Below are 15118 nucleotides of genomic sequence, written 5' to 3'. Positions count from 1 at the left end.
CAAAAATAATGGGCAATGGGGACGTTTTTACCCCAGACTTTTTTGCTTTAGATGGATTGTTGTTAACTTATGCAACATAAAACAAGAGACATCTATCTCGGGTATTAAGTTATATTAATTAAGGTTTTAAGATCGTTTCAGGTATAACACTTTAAATAGAAATCACTAGTGTCCACTAAAAATGGACGAGTTTAAAATTTAAATAAATCAGGTTCACCTGAACCGCTTCGGTCTTTGTCATTTTTGAATATAGTTTTGTCGAAGAGATCTTTGAGATGCGTTGTGTCAGTGAGTGACATTTTCTTTTAATCGAAACAAGAAATTGGTATATTGGATGTGTTTTTTCCCCTTAATTTATATTAAAAACAAACACATTCTGCAAGAAAAACGTGCAAAACGACCGTAATGTCATGAGAAATTATTAATTTTACAAGCAAAATTTGCAGAACGTGCTGAAAAGTCGTAATGTAATCTGTGATCTAACAGTTAGTGTTTAACAACTAAAATATCGAAAAAAAGTTGTCGAAGTGGCAAAAATGGTCGAATATTTTGAGGAAATCGGGTGCAGAATGTGCAGTTCATGCTCATAATGTTTCCCAAATGTTTCCCAGATTCGCCGTAATGTGCAGATAATCAGTATTCGTTAGCCGCCGCCCAGGCAGCTGTTGAGGAGTAAAATAACTCTGACATATTTAATAAAGGGACCTGTCCGTTTGGGCAGGTCCCTTTTTATGTTTTATCTCCAGACGTTTTTGGTGGTAAAACGGCTCAAGCGAAAAATCATAGGGGTAATCCTTTATTTGCGCTTTTTGTTATTTCAGTAGAGGCTTAGCAGATTCTTTAGATAGAAATCAATTAAAGTAGAAATCAGATAGAAAAGGACAGAATGTCTCCCCAATCGGGAGGACCGGGGGGGAGTTTTCCTTCGGAGGGCTCCGATTGGTTTTCAGGACCGAAGGTCCGTGGCTTTTCCTTTGTGAGACAGAAGCCCGAAGGGGGCATGGTGTCAGTGGGAAGCCTGATGTGAACTTGCTCACAAGAAGGATTACCACTGACACCATGAAAGGCTCGACAGAGACTTCTGCCTCACAAAGGGGTGTTCTCGGTTTTTGTTCAATAAACACAAACTGAAAACACGAAAGGTCTCAGAAAGTTGCGTTATAGTTCTGCTTTCGTCTTGTTATAGTTTCGCTTTTGTGTTGTAATAGCTTTACTTTTGATGTCCGTCCAGCCCCTAGATGTGGCGCATTCAGCCCCTGGAACGGGTCGTTTTAGCCCCTGGATGCGGTTGTTCTAAGGGCTGGGTGTAGAGCATTCAGGGGCTAGACCAGAAATGATAGCTTTGGTTTTAGACTTCAGAAACGCCTCTTCAAGACTTTAGAATACGTGCTTTTAGACGTTAAAACGACCCTCTCCAGGCTCTGGAAATGCCAATTCAAGACTCTGGGAGCATCGCGAAACCTACGCAATTGCAACTGAGCCCACTAAATTTCTACTGAGCCGAGAAAACTTCACCAAAGGCAACAATTCAGTGACAGATGCGAAAAGGAGGATGTCCGACCGTCCAACGCTCAGACTGGGCACGTCATGGCCATCGGACGTAGAAGGACATAGCGAGGTCACAGCGTATTATTCCGCTATCAGTAAGAAGTATGGGAAACGAAGAATGCCCATCGACGAGCACAGGATGCAATGCAGTAGATAGGTTACAACCGAAGAATGGGAAAAGTGAACAGGAATGTTCGGCTAAGACTGTCTGTATGGCAATTGCTTGAGCCTACTTATAAGAAAGGGGAATGAGGAAAAGAAAGGAAGGAGGTCAGGCATTCAGATAGCATGCGGCTATCGTGTGGCTAGTGTAGCGAGATAGTAACAGGATTGGAACAAAGTGAGTCCGATGTGCGTAAAAGAATCAAAAATGTCGTTATATGTACATTTAGAACGTCAGAATTACCATTTTTTGGCACCTTTAGATGGCGTTTTGCGCGAGATTTAGGCAAAAAATGCGAATAACTGAAAGATTCTTGAAGTTATTTGCAGTTGTTTGACTTTTTTTTATTATATTTGCCATGTAAATACGCTAACCGATGAACAAAGTTTAGGTAAATATTACAAATATCATCAAAAACGAGCTTTGGCGTAGGCATCGAACCGAAACACTTAAATTAGGTCCGATATGAGTACATTGTCTAATGTGGAAACTGGAAGAGGCCAGGCTAAACCTCCAAGTGTCAGGGTTGCTCCTGAGAACATCCCCGAAGCTAAAAGCACACAAACCGGGGTGTCGGTAAAATATGTGCCTACACCCGACAAAAGGTGGTACGTGTTCCGTGCTTCATATGGCAGAGAAGATAAGGCATCAAACTACATAGTAGAAGACGGTACGTTTGTCTATATCGCCAAGCGTTACGCCCGCAAGTCGGTAAATGGTAAACAAAAGAAAGTTTTGGAGACTTTAATCCCGAACCATTTTTTCGTATATACCAACGATGAGAAGGCTGAGGAGTATATAAAGAACACGCCAGCCCTATCCTATCTTACCTACTACTACAATCATTTTGAACTGAACGATGATCAGAAGAATCCACCATTGACTGTTTCCTGCAAAGAAATGGAGAACTTCATTTTTGCAACCTGCAATAAGAACGAACATCTGAAGTTCGTTAATGAAGAACAATGTCATTACAAAGGCGGTGAAATAGTGAAGGTGATAGAAGGTCCCTTCAAAGAAGTGGAAGGAAAGGTTGCTCGTGTATCAGGTCAGCAACGCGTTATTGTTTCAATAACGAATGTTGGCCTTGTTTCAACGGCATACATTCCATCTGCGTTTATTATGATTATTGATGACCTATAAAAGCAACCATCAAAATATGGATTTTCATTATAAACTCGACTATAGCAAACTCTCCGACAAACAGGTTGTCGCGAAGATTCTGGCAGAGCCTCATGATGAAGAGGCTGCTGTCTATTTGCTGCACGACCGCTATACCCCTCTCTTACATAAATTGTATCGTCGCCTTACGACAGACGACACATGGTTCGATGATTGCGTTGATGAACTTTTCATGCACATCAAAGGCAAGGACGGCTCTTGGCGGATTCTTGCCAACTTCGAATGGCGTAGCACATTTGGCTATTGGCTGAGGAAACTTGCATACAGCAAATTTTGTGAAGTTCTGCCCAAACTGATAGAAAACGGAGGTCGTAACGTTTCTATAGATAACGACGACCCAAAGCAACCGCCAGTGCAACTGCCTGACGGAGGCAAAGAAACCTATGAACGTCGCATGAACAAGGTAATGCTCATGGAAGCCATCGGTAAGTTGAAGGACGAAGACCAGCGGTTTGCCATCCTGAAGCGGCTGGAAGGCTATAAGAGCAAGGAGATAGCAGATATGCTCAAGATAAAATGGCAGAAGTACGGCATCGTGAAGTATAACAACGATAACGAGGTTGTCGTGCCGGATGAGGGCTACCTCAACGTCCTCGTGCAACGTGCCAAGAAAGAACTAAAAATCATCATGTCGAATTAAATAAAGAACAGAACATGGATATTACAAACGAGTTGTTGGCAGCATATGCTGAAGGAAATGTTTCTGACTCAGAGCGCACCGCCGTTCGTCAGTATCTTGCGGAGCATCCTGAGGAGTTGGAATCCGTGATGATTATGATGGATGAGGACTTCGACATACAGTTAGACGATAAAGACAGAGAAGTTCCTTCCCGTTCTTTTGACGAAGAATTAGATGAACTATTGGATGAGATTGAAGATGATGATTCTGATACAAATGCTCCTTCCGTCAGTATTCTCCCGTTAATGTCAAAGGCTGCTCAGAATGTTGTTGATAATTTATGCGCTATAAGATGCGAAGGATATGCATTACGGGCTTTAGGCATAGATGTGTCAGATGAAGAGTTGGAAAAAGAAGCAGAAGAAAATAAATGGCTTAAGCCAGAGGGTACTCCATTGCATTGCATCGGATTATTGTCTGAGAAACGTGGGCTATATGTGTCCCGAAGGTATGGTTGCTCAATAGATATCATTATTCGAGCGGTAAAAAAAGGAGAAATAGTTATTGCCGCAATTGATAATACGGAATTAAGTCAGTCTCTTGAAGAAGCCAAAAAGAATGATTTGTTGAATGGGAAAAGTCCCAATCATGCGGTCATTATTCAATCTGTTGATTTGGAAGCCAAAACCATCACAATGCTTGATTCGGATAATACCACTTTATCCAAAACATATCCGATAGATATTTTCCAAAACGCGTGGGATGATTCTGCCAATTATATTGTAATCCTAAGCAATCAGAGTAACTACGAACCACATCCTCTGGATCTTGACGATGTAGAAATAGAACCGGAGCTTTTAGAACTTCGAGAGGCTATAGCGGAGAATGCGCATGAGGTTTGGGCCAAAACCCGTAAAGACCAAGGCTGGTCGTATGGTAAAGAACGAGATGACGCTAAGAAACTCCATCCGGATATGCTGCCATACAATTTGCTCCCTGAAAGTGAAAAAGAGTATGATCGTCTTATGGCGATAAATACCATTAAACTTGTGAAGAAGTTGGGTTGGGAATTAAAGAAAAGAAAGTAGCGAATTAATAATATGGACACCAGCAAGTATATCAAGAAATGCCCACGATGTGGCACAGAGATAGATCCAGAGCGGTATGCCACTAAAGGAGACAAGGCTTTTGGTGGAGTAACGGCAGTGTCTGGAGCACTTATTGGCGCTACTTTTGGTGGTCCCATCGGTGCTGGAATAGGAGCTATTGCAGGCTATTTTGCCGGTAAAGCGACTATTATGTCAATAGAGAATGGCCATGATATGAATCAGTGGTTCAAATACAAATGTCCCAACTCTAAGTGTGGCTGTGAATGGAAAGAGAAGATTCACACCAATGATGACCCAGATGATCCAAGTTGGATAGCTAATGCACCTTATTAAAGCAAAGTGTAAACCTAAAACAAAAACGATATGGGTACTATATTAATTCTAAAGGACACGATAATTGCTCATTCAGTAAAAGTTGCTGATTCTTGCCATCCTTGTGTTCAAGAAGCTTCGACAAACTGTAATGATTTGAAAATTGCTGTATTTATATGTGGAGCGATTGTTACTATAGTCTTGATTGTTGCTCTCTCATTCCTTGCGTACTGTTGGATTAAGAATACCAGGTTGCGTAAAGAACAAAAAGCTGAACGAGCCAAAGAAAAAGAAGAAAAATGGTTTTCGCTCAGGAAGGAGTACCAAGGTGCTATATTAGATATTCTTAAACCAAAAGACATTCCAACAAAGGAGAAAGAATCCTTTGAAGAAAAGGAAACTAATCCAAGTGAGATAAAAGATAGAAAAGAAAGATATATTGAAGAGTTACGAAATTGTATCAAGTGGATTGATGAGCAAAAGAAATAGCATATGAGCATCCTCGAGAAACTTAGCAAGAAAAACCTCGCTTCAGAGCATCTTTGGCGACAGATAATAGGAGCTTTATTTATATGGAGGCCAAAGTTCTTTTGGGCGTTTGTTATATTGGTTATTCCTCTATCAGGGGGCATCACCTTTATACTCACATCCCATATTTCTCAACCTTCAGGGAAGTTTCTTGCTTTCACAGAATTCGTAATATTAAACCTAGTTGTATGGCTAACTATTAAAGTATGCCGTAGGCTGTTAGAGGTATTCAACTTAAAAAAGGATGGTAATAGCATTACTTGGTGCTATGTAACAATTCTTTTCGCTATTGGATTGTGGATAATTAGTTTTGTCTTTATATTTAAAATAGAAAACAACGGAAGCATAGCAACTGCTTTAGGTGTTATAGGATCATTGCTTACGTGGATTTTCCAAGACAAGATAAAAGGAGTTGTAACCTTTTTCCATCTCCGTTTACACCATTTACTGAATATTGACGACTGGTTGATAGTTGAAAAACTTGGAGTTGATGGAGAAGTACAGAAGATAACCCTGACATCGGTCATTGTCTATAACTGGGATACTACCACTTCCACAATACCGATCAATGCCCTGCAAACCGAGCATTTTATTAATCTGAAAAGTATGAAGGATGGAAAGACCTATGGTCGCCGTATGCTCCAGACCTTTATTCTTGATACGGGATGGTTTCGTGTGTTGTCTGATGACGAAATTGAACAGATAAAGAAAGAAGTTGTTGCACCTGATATAACCAATAGAGAATCCGTCTCGATGAACCTGTTTTCAGAGGAAATTCACAAAGGCATGCTTAATGCTCAACTTTACCGACTCTATATCTATCATTGGCTGATGAACCATCAGCACATCTCTCAGCAGCCTCGTTTGATAGTGAACTGGATGGAACAGAAAGATGGTGGAATGGCGCTACAAGTCTATGCGTTCATTACTGATAGTACATTGGCGCAGTTCGAGTGGCAGCAGTCGCAAATCATAGAGCACATCATTAAGTCTTTGGATTGGTTCGGACTTAGGCTTTATCAGAGTCCGTCTGCTTTTGATGTCAGCAACAGCAATATATATTTAACGAAAGAACCGGCAGACTATAGAAAGGAGGTAAAAATATGAATAAACCACTTGAACGTCCTTTCAATTATTTGAAAAGGAAAAAATCGATAATAGGAGAACCCTATCAAGTTGGTGATTCTTTTGATGATAACATCATAAAGAACTGGTATCGTGCTTGGGCTTTTGTGTTGAACAAGTTCGAGAGTATCTGTATCTCGCCAAATGACAACAAACATCTTCATGTCATTGTTGATGGTGACTCTGCGCTAATGCTATCAGTCGTACGCCAGATAGCCTTAACAGCCCATTTCCCTAATTATGATGAAGAACACCGTAAGAATCGGACAGTAGTGAGCATCATCAGCGAAAAGGACGAGGCTTTAATAGGCGAACTTAAATCAGAAGAATATTTGTGCAACCTATTGGACATTTGTAAATACTCAACAAGTACAGGAACAAAGCATAAGGATTCTTATATCGACATCGAATTTGAAGTTGTCAAAAAGAAGCCTACGATTGATAAGAAAAAGGAGGTTGGACTGACCATTACAGAATCAGAAATTGTCTCTTTCTGTAACTCTAAACTTGAAGATGAAATCTATAGTATTGACACCAGTATGGCGCAATATGCAGATAGGATTTATGGTCTTGGTACGGTGATTGAAAATCTTCCATATCAGGACATCCATAGTGTTGAGCGATATTCGATGGCCTTAGATGTTTTCTTATATTCAAAAATGGAAAAGGAGTTAGGGTACATTGTGGATGAAAAAGCCTGGAATGACAAAGACAACCAAATGGACGTTTTATTAGGCTTGTCAAATATCTTTTGTGCCGACTGCTTTAAGACAAGATATAACTCTATCAAGCCCTGTTGGGAGAATGGAAAATTGACGGAGAGACAGGCATGGGAGAAGCACTTCCTATCCTTGAGCAAAAGTGAGCACGCCAGGTGGGTTGTCGAGAAACTTATTCTTGGTTTTAAACCTATGAGTAATCAGCAACGACTTACCGATGAAGGAAATATATATAATAAAGAAGAGAAGAAGAAATACAGAAAGGACTTAAAAAGTGATTGGCAGTCACCAACTCACATCGACCTTTGCTCATACTCGGATCTTCGTCGTGTAGATCCTGACAATATGAAATATGATAGTTTTTTGATGTTGGCAATCCCCAACATTCTAGCTAAAGTAAATGAATAACAATAAAAATAGTAACATTATGAAACAAGTATTTTTTAATGAAGATGGTACACTAAACGTCAGTCAGTCTGCCAAGTCACATCCCTCTTACAAGCGTATTATGGCTGATCAGTATGTAACATTGGATGAGATAGGTCAGCAGTACCAGCACATCAAGTCTATATTCCGTAAGATGGAGGACACTTTTACCTATGAACAGAAGCAGCTGGTGCATGAACTCATCGTGGAGAGCGAGGTGTATCAGGCTGTTCGCAAGCATTTCAACGAGCAGATAGAGTTTGACGGCGATTTTATCGTTTAGTTCTTGCTTATGCTGGGTAAGTCTCTGATACTCGCCATTATGCTGTTGTCGCCTCCTTCTGGCTATGCCCAGCAGGAAGATGACAACAGCTTTGGAGGCTGGCATTTTGTGGAAATCGCCCACAGGTTTGGCGACTCTAAAGTGACGGGTATGCTCTATTTCGAGCATGAGAACTACCAGTATAAACGGTTGGATTGCTGGTATTTGCGCCCCGGCGTAAGATATAATGTATTATCATGGCTGAAGTTGGGCTTAAGTTACGACTACTTGAAGGTGCCTGATACATACGGGCATCGTTTAGTCCCCGAAGTAACAGGAACACTCAAAGAGGGACGGCTTTCTGCTTCTTTGCGATTCCGTTATCTCCATACTTGGAAACCAGAACTTCACACCCAAGACGACGAGCTCCGTACCCGGTTATTGGTATCATATAAAATCCCTAGCCTAAAACTTATTCCCTATGTGGCTACTGAAACATTCACTTGGGGCAACGAATGGCGCAGGACTCGCAACTACGCTGCATGTGCCTACGACGTCACCAACTATATGCAGGCAGAAACCTTCTATATGCTTACCTTCACTAAGAAGGAAACGCAGTATATTTTAGGATTCGGTATGAACTTCACAATATAAACGCAAAATTATGGAACGGGAGAACTTGAAATCATACTTGATAGGCATCAGTTATAGTGTAGCCTCGGTGATGGTAGGCTTTAGCTATACTCTAACCTGCTGTTTGAGTAAGCCTAGAAGCAAGCAAGAAGCAGCCTATAGTATGGATAGAGTATGGCTGTAGCTTGGAAGAGGTGTCCCTTTGTTCCTCATTAGTGTCAATTTGCTTCTTGTTGAAAGGGAATGTATGGAGGGTTGTTTGTAACAACCATATTTAGCCATTGCATATTTTTAATTGGATCAGAAACAACAAAAGTTTAAGCTTAAACTATAATAAATAGCCCCAAAGATGGATCAGATCGTCTTCATAATCTTGTGTATTATTTTAACGATACTTTTTCTGCTTTTTAAAGGGTATCGGAAGTATGAGGAAACTGTATGCGATGAAGTTTGTGCCATATATAGTAATACAATTATTTTTATAGACCAGTTGTGTGGAGTGAATAATGATATTCTGATCTCGTGGCATAAATTCTGTCTTAAAAAAGCTATGAAAGGAGAAAGGTCATATCTGCTAGAGAAGAAGCTGATAGAGGAAATAAAGTACCGAAAAAATGAAATCATACAGATGAACAATAATAATGTTCATTTGTCTTTTCAACCTTCAGGACTAAAATCAATAATCCTCCATAAGCACAAATTAAGTACTCAGGAGATTCAGGCAGCATTGGCGGTAACAGAATCTACGGGGAAAGAGTTAATAGAAAACCTTAACTTTTTGGTTGATCTTTTGAATTCTGAAACAATAATATCATCAAGTTGGCTCTTTGCAGAAAATAGACTAAAGTGCTTCCAACATGAATCTAATGCTTTGTATTATGGCGCTTTAGAGGGACTTTGTTCATTCCCTTCAAGTACCTTAAAGATTTATGAACAGCAACGTACAAGGCTAAAGTTTTTACCTTCAGACATAGCTTTAAGCAAACGTAAAGAAGATTATCTGCATCTTCAAGAGATAGAATTTATGAAGGCAGAGGAACTCCTGAATGGAGTAAAGGTGCATATGGATGACGATGGTGAGGAAGTTAACATGATTGGCGAGCAGTTGTTCTCTCGACAAATTAATGTTTTTTTTGCAGGTTCGAAAGCATTACAGACTGAGCGGGATATTTACAGCAACGTTGTCAGCCAGTTACAGACGAAATGGAAGGACAAAAATATTCATTTGTATGGCTACTCATTTCAAAATTTTGAGCATGAGTTTGTTTTTGATGGACATCAGTGCACGTATAATGAATTCATAAAAAACTATTCAGACATTGTCATTTTTGTTCTTAATGGTAATGTTGGTGGGAAAACGCAAGAAGAGTTTAATATTGCGATGGACTCATTTAAACAGTACCGTCGTCCACACATCTTTGTATACTCTCGATTATCTGACGCTCACAACAAAGATGTTGAGAATACCAGGAAGAGGATAAATGACGAATCTCAGTATTGGCAGGATTACTCTGATAATGATCATCTCCGTTTGCTAATAAAGAACGACCTTTCAGATAGTCTGCAAAAAGTGTATGAAGAAATTATTGTGAAGAAGATGGATATTCTGTAATTAAAAAGTGTAGTTAAAAGTTATTGTATGCAGCAGGAAAGATTTGACATATTCATAAGCTATAAGCGAAAGAGCCTACCTACGGCGAACAATCTGTATTACAGGCTGACGACTCGTGGCTACTCCACATTCTTCGATTTGGAAGAAATGGGGAGAGATAATTTCAATGTGCAACTGCTAACCTACATAGAGAATGCAAAGGATGTGTTTGTTATCTTGGAGGAAGGCTCTCTTGATGCTTGTAAAGATGACGAATGGGAGAAAGACTGGTTTTGCCAAGAAATAGCTTTTGCTTTGGAGAAGAAAAGGAATATAATCCCCATTTTAATAGGCGGTTACAAGATGCCCTCACAGGAATTCTTTCCTGAAAGGCTGAAGGAGCTTAGTCTAAAAAATGCGCCAGATTTTAACTTTTCATTCTTTGAGGCATATCTTGACAAACTAATTAAGAAGGATTATCTCCTTTCCAACCCGAACATTCTTGACAAAACAACATCTGTCTTCAAGTTCTATTCCAATGAAAATTGTCAAGTATTCAAAGAGGGGAAATTAGTATGTAGTCTTGAAGGGATGTCTGATGAACCTTATTACTTGCCAGTACCAAGGAAAGGGGATTATAGGTTCAAGGTTGTTAATGTTGTGACAAATCTGTCAATGATAATTGATGAGGAAATAGATGCGATGCAAGAAAAAATAGTTGAAATAGAGTGGAGGATAAAGGATAATAAAGATAAGACAGTTCCTCAGCATGAGCTTAAAGCTCTACCGTTAGAAAACAAACATGATAATAAAGGTGTCCAATATCTAGATGAATGTGATTCTTTCAACGTTAACATTCCCGTATCAATTAATGATCAATCCACTCCAATGGCAATTTTTGTTGGACCGCCAGCAGTTGGAAAAACCATGACAATTGTGAGATTAGCAAAATATCTCATGCAAAAAGGTTATACTGTTTCAGCAGATAGGTCTTTTAGACCTTGTAACGATTCATATTATTGCAATTTGTGTGATTATTTTGACTACCTAATTGCAAATAACATTCAAGCTAGGGGAAATTGTTGGAATGAATGCGTTATGATTAGTGTGGGGAGAGGGAATAGCTCAGTACTGCAATGCATAGATGTTCCTGGCGATATATTCAATAGTAATGATTGTATACCAGCTTATTTTCATCAAATTGTACACACACATAATCCCAAAATATGGATAATGTTGATAGAACCGAAATGGAAGGGAAAGGAGGTCTCAGAATCTTATATAAAGAACATTTATAAATATCGAAAGTCTTTCATTTCTTCCTCAGATAAAGTCATTCTGCTAATCAACAAAGTTGATATAACTTTTCATGTCTATGAAAAAGATAGAGTAATGATGAGTACTCTAATTTCCGAACTACAGAATTATTACCCTGGGCTAATGGACTCTTTTAGGAATTCAAATAAATTTGTTTCTATTATTAGAAAGTATATCTGCGATATAATTCCTTTCCAAACTGGTATGTACACATTAAATAATATGGGGACAAGCATGTTTACACCAGCATCAGACTATTTTCCTGAGTTGCTGTGGAAATCTTTAAAATATTAGAGTCTGTTGTATATTGTAGTTGGCTACAAATTCGTATTTTATAGTTTTTAAATCAAGTATCACTGTTGTCTGGTTAAGATCCGGAGCATATGGTTTAACTTATTGATAATTAAATATAGCGTTCTTTGAATTTTTGGATTAAATTTTGTACCTTAGCAATTCGGCCTCTAGTGGATGTATATTGCTATAATGAGTACGAAAAAGACCATCTTTTCACAGATCATGTCTCTGGTTTCATGTTATGAATTCCAGAAATGTGTTGATCGCTACAAGGGTGACTGGCGAACCAGATCGTTAGCCTGCTTTGATCAATTCAAGGTCATGAGCTTTGCTCAGTTTACAGACAGGTCAGGTCTGAGAGACATCGAGATGACACTTGGGCTCCGTGGAAATGATCTCTATCATGCAGGTCTTTGCTCTGTTCCTTTTCTCATTGGCAGAAGCCAACGAGAAAAGGAACTGGATGATATACAGGGATTTCGCGCAACCCCTTATAAAGGAAGCGAAGATGCTGTATCGCGATGACTACTTCCGTCTTGGCCTTAAAGAAAGGGTCTATGCTTTAGACAGTACCACCATCCAGCTATGTCTGGAATTATCCCCATGGGCAGAGTTTCATCACGGAGAAGGCGCCGTAAAGATGCATACCTTGATTGATTTGAGAGGAAGCATCCCGTCCTATATCATAATGACAAACGGACTGGTGCACGATTCCAAGGTTATGCCGATGATACCTGTTGAAGCATGTGCCTTCTATCTTATGGACAAGGGCTATGTATTCTTTAAGCAGCTTTATGAGTGTTTTCATCTCAAGGGAGCATTCTTCGTTACCAGAGCAAAAGATAACATGGTGTATGAGGTCGCAGAGGAACATGAGGTTGACAAATCAGCAGGACTCATCAGCTATCAAATAATCCGTCTGACGGGTAAGAATCCCTCGGTGGAGTATCCTGAGCCATTGCGTATGGTAGTATACGAGGACTACTCAACAGATAACGTCTACCGATTTCTTACGAACAACTTAACCATTGATTCTCTGACAGTTGCAGAACTGTATAGAGAAAGATGGATGGTCGAACTGTTCTTCAAATGGGTGAAGCAACACCTGCATATCAAGAAGTTCTATGGGACTACTGAGAATGCTGTCTATCTACAGCTTTGGATTGCCGTGTGTGACTACCTGCTACTCATCATTGCAAAGAAGAAATTCCGTCTGCCTCAGTCGCTTCATGCAATCTCAAATGCTATTGGTCCGCTCCTATTCAAGCAAAGTGATATCCATTCCATATTCAATGTAACTAAAGATGATAATAATAACCGTTCGGACGATCCACCTATACAACTTTCGTTTTGGTGAGATTTTAACCGGACACTAGTGAACGAGAATATGAAACCATCCGATTTTATACCTCCTGAAGATGCTGCTGCACTGCGACAGATGGAGGGAATCCCTGGCTTTGCAGCATTGGTGAAGAAGATACTGGCCATTGGCATTGAGAACTTGCAGTATGGGGTGAATATGGCATCCACCATACGGCTGTCGGAGCGGCAGTTGCCAAAGATATATAAGCATCTGCCACCTATTTGCAGGCATTTGGGCATTTCTGAGCCGGAGTTCTATCTCCAGATGGATCCCAATCCCAATGCATGGACAATGGGTGATACGCGGATTTATATCGTTGTCACCTCTGGATTGCTGGAGATGATGAGTGATGAGGAATTGGATGCCATCCTCGCCCATGAGTGCGGACATATCCTGTGCCGACACGTGCTCTACCACACCGTGGCGCAATGGGATTAGTAGCGGATTGGCTAATCTGGGAATCTTGGGAACGCTGGCCACTCCCGTTCAGTATGCGCTGCTCTATTGGTACCGCAAGAGTGAACTCTCTGCTGACCGCGCTGCCAGTATCGTCACTTCACCTGAGGTGGTAGCCACCACGATGGCACGATTGTCGGGCGGACCGAAGAGCATCACGTCGCAGATTGACCTGAAGGAGTGGGCATCGCAGGCTGACGAATACGATAAGATACAGAACAACGGGCTGTGGAACAAAACCCTGCAGTTAGCCGTGATAGCCGGCCTCGATCATCCGTTCTCTGCCGTTCGTGTGCGGGAGATATTGAAGTGGGGCGAGAGTGAGCAATATCGGATGATAAAGAATGGCGGAACGGTGGATAGTCCTTCTGGTCGCACCTGTCCACGATGTGGCAGTCCTGTAGATGCTGGCTGGCGTTTCTGCCGCAACTGCGGATGTCAGCTTTGACGTATATCTAATTCTCAAACTCTCCAATTCTTGATAAAACTAAAACTAAAACTATACGACAATGATATTCAACGAACAAGGATTTATTAACATCGATGAGATGATAGCCCAGGAGCCGTCATTTCAGAAAATCATGGCAGACGGGGTTGTGACCAGTGACGAGTTGCGTGAGCAGACCAACCGCGTCATCGATCTGCTCCATGAAGTAGAGAACCGTTTTAGCGAAGAGGACCAACTGCTGGTAAAGAAACTCTTTGCAGAGACCAATGTTCTTTCAGTCATTTACCATCAGTATTCACTCCAAAACATCAGATGATTATGGCAACATATAGCAAAAAGAAATTGTTGGCTGCGCACCCCTCGCAGATTAATGCCATTGCAGAGGCTATCCAAAACGACTTTGTGCGCGACGACTTTGAGGTGAATGTCGATACGCTGATGAGTGGTGGCAAGGACATCAGCATCACCAAAGGCAACCTTTTCAAGGCCGTACTGGGTATGCGTTCTGCCCTGAAGGTCACGCTCATCCCTCAGACTGACGGCGTGCTCTTCGATGCTAACGTGGGTATCTATGGTCAGCAGGCCATCCCCACCGTCATCTCCATACTCTTCTTCTGGCCCGTACTCATCACCCAGATATGGGGCTTGGTGGAGCAGTCCTCCCTCGACGACCGTGCCTTGGCACTTGCAGAGCAAGCCATTGCCGGAGGCACTTCATCGTCTGCTTCTGCATCATCGTTCACGTCTCCCTTCACAGGCACACATAAGTTCTGCACCAACTGTGGTACTAAGACCGACGGCACCTCCAAGTTCTGTCCGGAGTGTGGAGCGAAGTTGGGGTAAACAGTTGCAAGATAGCAAGGGCATAGCATAGGCGTACCTTAGGCATACTATTATGGATAGAACAGTGAGCATAACGGTCCTTAGGCAAGGAGATGACAAGGAGTTAGCAAGCCGTTGACAAGCCCCAAGCATACTCTAGGCAGCAGTATGAGTATGCCAAGAGTATGCTTAGAGTATGGC

At 41.0% G+C, this 15118-nt stretch carries 16 protein-coding genes and 2 pseudogenes; 17 read left to right on the top strand and 1 reads right to left on the bottom strand.

What is annotated here, in order from left to right; genetic code table 11:
- Nucleotides 1–191 precede the first annotated feature (191 nt).
- Nucleotides 192–299, bottom strand: a pseudogene (locus tag L6472_RS13655) (IS4 family transposase); the annotation flags it as partial.
- A 1877-nt stretch (nucleotides 300–2176) separates the two neighbouring features.
- On the opposite strand from L6472_RS13655, the gene L6472_RS08420 reads away from it, so the two are divergent.
- The 17 genes and pseudogenes from L6472_RS08420 to L6472_RS08340 all read left to right on the top strand — a co-directional run bounded on the left by L6472_RS08420 (nucleotide 2177) and on the right by L6472_RS08340 (nucleotide 14938).
- Nucleotides 2177–2854, top strand: coding sequence for a UpxY family transcription antiterminator (locus tag L6472_RS08420; protein WP_237804121.1), 678 nt, complete (start codon nucleotides 2177–2179; stop codon nucleotides 2852–2854).
- A 16-nt stretch (nucleotides 2855–2870) separates the two neighbouring features.
- Complete coding sequence (locus L6472_RS08415) at nucleotides 2871–3533, top strand: RNA polymerase sigma factor (RefSeq protein WP_237804119.1); 663 nt, start codon at nucleotides 2871–2873, stop codon at nucleotides 3531–3533.
- 14 nt (nucleotides 3534–3547) lie between these two features.
- Nucleotides 3548–4600 carry a RyR domain-containing protein gene (locus L6472_RS08410; RefSeq protein WP_237804117.1) on the top strand — a complete coding sequence of 351 codons (1053 nt, stop codon included), beginning with the start codon at nucleotides 3548–3550 and terminating at the stop codon, nucleotides 4598–4600.
- A 12-nt stretch (nucleotides 4601–4612) separates the two neighbouring features.
- Nucleotides 4613–4954: a hypothetical protein gene (locus L6472_RS08405; protein ID WP_237804115.1), complete on the top strand. Its 342-nt coding sequence runs from the start codon at nucleotides 4613–4615 to the stop codon at nucleotides 4952–4954.
- Nucleotides 4955–4984: 30 nt separating this feature from the next.
- Entirely contained in the window at nucleotides 4985–5422 is a 438-nt protein-coding gene (locus L6472_RS08400) for a hypothetical protein (protein WP_237804113.1), read from the top strand.
- 3 nt (nucleotides 5423–5425) lie between these two features.
- Nucleotides 5426–6568 carry a mechanosensitive ion channel domain-containing protein gene (locus L6472_RS08395; RefSeq protein WP_237804111.1) on the top strand — a complete coding sequence of 381 codons (1143 nt, stop codon included), beginning with the start codon at nucleotides 5426–5428 and terminating at the stop codon, nucleotides 6566–6568.
- Nucleotides 6565–7713, top strand: a complete 1149-nt coding sequence (locus tag L6472_RS08390) for a hypothetical protein (RefSeq protein ID WP_237804109.1) — start codon at nucleotides 6565–6567, stop codon at nucleotides 7711–7713. The genes L6472_RS08395 and L6472_RS08390 overlap by 4 nt, the downstream gene beginning before the upstream one ends.
- Before the next feature lie 19 nt (nucleotides 7714–7732).
- Entirely contained in the window at nucleotides 7733–8014 is a 282-nt protein-coding gene (locus L6472_RS08385; RefSeq protein ID WP_237804107.1) for a hypothetical protein, read from the top strand.
- Between the two features lie 9 nt (nucleotides 8015–8023).
- Nucleotides 8024–8647, top strand: a complete 624-nt coding sequence (locus L6472_RS08380) for a DUF2490 domain-containing protein (protein ID WP_237804105.1) — start codon at nucleotides 8024–8026, stop codon at nucleotides 8645–8647.
- A 529-nt stretch (nucleotides 8648–9176) separates the two neighbouring features.
- Nucleotides 9177–10238 carry a hypothetical protein gene (locus tag L6472_RS08375; protein ID WP_237804103.1) on the top strand — a complete coding sequence of 354 codons (1062 nt, stop codon included), beginning with the start codon at nucleotides 9177–9179 and terminating at the stop codon, nucleotides 10236–10238.
- 27 nt (nucleotides 10239–10265) lie between these two features.
- Nucleotides 10266–11828 carry a TIR domain-containing protein gene (locus L6472_RS08370; protein WP_237804101.1) on the top strand — a complete coding sequence of 521 codons (1563 nt, stop codon included), beginning with the start codon at nucleotides 10266–10268 and terminating at the stop codon, nucleotides 11826–11828.
- Between the two features lie 174 nt (nucleotides 11829–12002).
- A pseudogene (locus tag L6472_RS08365) lies at nucleotides 12003–12182 on the top strand (DUF4372 domain-containing protein); the annotation flags it as partial.
- A gap of 37 nt (nucleotides 12183–12219) precedes the next feature.
- The gene (locus tag L6472_RS08360) at nucleotides 12220–13185 is read left to right on the top strand and encodes an IS4 family transposase (protein WP_237804099.1); all 966 of its coding nucleotides are present in this window, start codon (nucleotides 12220–12222) and stop codon (nucleotides 13183–13185) included.
- A 30-nt stretch (nucleotides 13186–13215) separates the two neighbouring features.
- Complete coding sequence (locus tag L6472_RS08355; protein WP_237804097.1) at nucleotides 13216–13629, top strand: M48 family metallopeptidase; 414 nt, start codon at nucleotides 13216–13218, stop codon at nucleotides 13627–13629.
- Nucleotides 13568–14095, top strand: coding sequence for a zinc ribbon domain-containing protein (locus L6472_RS08350; protein ID WP_237804095.1), 528 nt, complete (start codon nucleotides 13568–13570; stop codon nucleotides 14093–14095). The genes L6472_RS08355 and L6472_RS08350 overlap by 62 nt, the downstream gene beginning before the upstream one ends.
- A 61-nt stretch (nucleotides 14096–14156) precedes the next feature.
- Nucleotides 14157–14411, top strand: a complete 255-nt coding sequence (locus L6472_RS08345) for a hypothetical protein (protein WP_237804093.1) — start codon at nucleotides 14157–14159, stop codon at nucleotides 14409–14411.
- A 2-nt stretch (nucleotides 14412–14413) separates the two neighbouring features.
- On the top strand, nucleotides 14414–14938 hold the full coding sequence (locus L6472_RS08340; RefSeq protein WP_237804091.1) for a zinc-ribbon domain-containing protein: 525 nt from the start codon (nucleotides 14414–14416) through the stop codon (nucleotides 14936–14938).
- Nucleotides 14939–15118: the final 180 nt, after the last annotated feature.

It is taken from the genome of Prevotella sp. E13-17, assembly GCF_022024035.1.
Lineage (GTDB): Bacteria > Bacteroidota > Bacteroidia > Bacteroidales > Bacteroidaceae > Prevotella.
Note: the sequence above shows the minus strand (reverse complement) of the source record. Positions and strands in the feature narration are given on the sequence as shown.

What these genes read in the sequence shown, in the direction of transcription:
- L6472_RS08420 (WP_237804121.1), top strand. Translation starts at nt 2,177, where the DNA reads ATGAGTACATTGTCTAATGTGGAAACTGGAAGAGGCCAGGCTAAACCT.
- L6472_RS08415 (WP_237804119.1), top strand. Translation starts at nt 2,871, where the DNA reads ATGGATTTTCATTATAAACTCGACTATAGCAAACTCTCCGACAAACAG.
- L6472_RS08410 (WP_237804117.1), top strand. Translation starts at nt 3,548, where the DNA reads ATGGATATTACAAACGAGTTGTTGGCAGCATATGCTGAAGGAAATGTT.
- L6472_RS08405 (WP_237804115.1), top strand. Translation starts at nt 4,613, where the DNA reads ATGGACACCAGCAAGTATATCAAGAAATGCCCACGATGTGGCACAGAG.
- L6472_RS08400 (WP_237804113.1), top strand. Translation starts at nt 4,985, where the DNA reads ATGGGTACTATATTAATTCTAAAGGACACGATAATTGCTCATTCAGTA.
- L6472_RS08395 (WP_237804111.1), top strand. Translation starts at nt 5,426, where the DNA reads ATGAGCATCCTCGAGAAACTTAGCAAGAAAAACCTCGCTTCAGAGCAT.
- L6472_RS08390 (WP_237804109.1), top strand. Translation starts at nt 6,565, where the DNA reads ATGAATAAACCACTTGAACGTCCTTTCAATTATTTGAAAAGGAAAAAA.
- L6472_RS08385 (WP_237804107.1), top strand. Translation starts at nt 7,733, where the DNA reads ATGAAACAAGTATTTTTTAATGAAGATGGTACACTAAACGTCAGTCAG.
- L6472_RS08380 (WP_237804105.1), top strand. Translation starts at nt 8,024, where the DNA reads ATGCTGGGTAAGTCTCTGATACTCGCCATTATGCTGTTGTCGCCTCCT.
- L6472_RS08375 (WP_237804103.1), top strand. Translation starts at nt 9,177, where the DNA reads ATGAAAGGAGAAAGGTCATATCTGCTAGAGAAGAAGCTGATAGAGGAA.
- L6472_RS08370 (WP_237804101.1), top strand. Translation starts at nt 10,266, where the DNA reads ATGCAGCAGGAAAGATTTGACATATTCATAAGCTATAAGCGAAAGAGC.
- L6472_RS08360 (WP_237804099.1), top strand. Translation starts at nt 12,220, where the DNA reads ATGATCTCTATCATGCAGGTCTTTGCTCTGTTCCTTTTCTCATTGGCA.
- L6472_RS08355 (WP_237804097.1), top strand. Translation starts at nt 13,216, where the DNA reads ATGAAACCATCCGATTTTATACCTCCTGAAGATGCTGCTGCACTGCGA.
- L6472_RS08350 (WP_237804095.1), top strand. Translation starts at nt 13,568, where the DNA reads ATGAGTGCGGACATATCCTGTGCCGACACGTGCTCTACCACACCGTGG.
- L6472_RS08345 (WP_237804093.1), top strand. Translation starts at nt 14,157, where the DNA reads ATGATATTCAACGAACAAGGATTTATTAACATCGATGAGATGATAGCC.
- L6472_RS08340 (WP_237804091.1), top strand. Translation starts at nt 14,414, where the DNA reads ATGGCAACATATAGCAAAAAGAAATTGTTGGCTGCGCACCCCTCGCAG.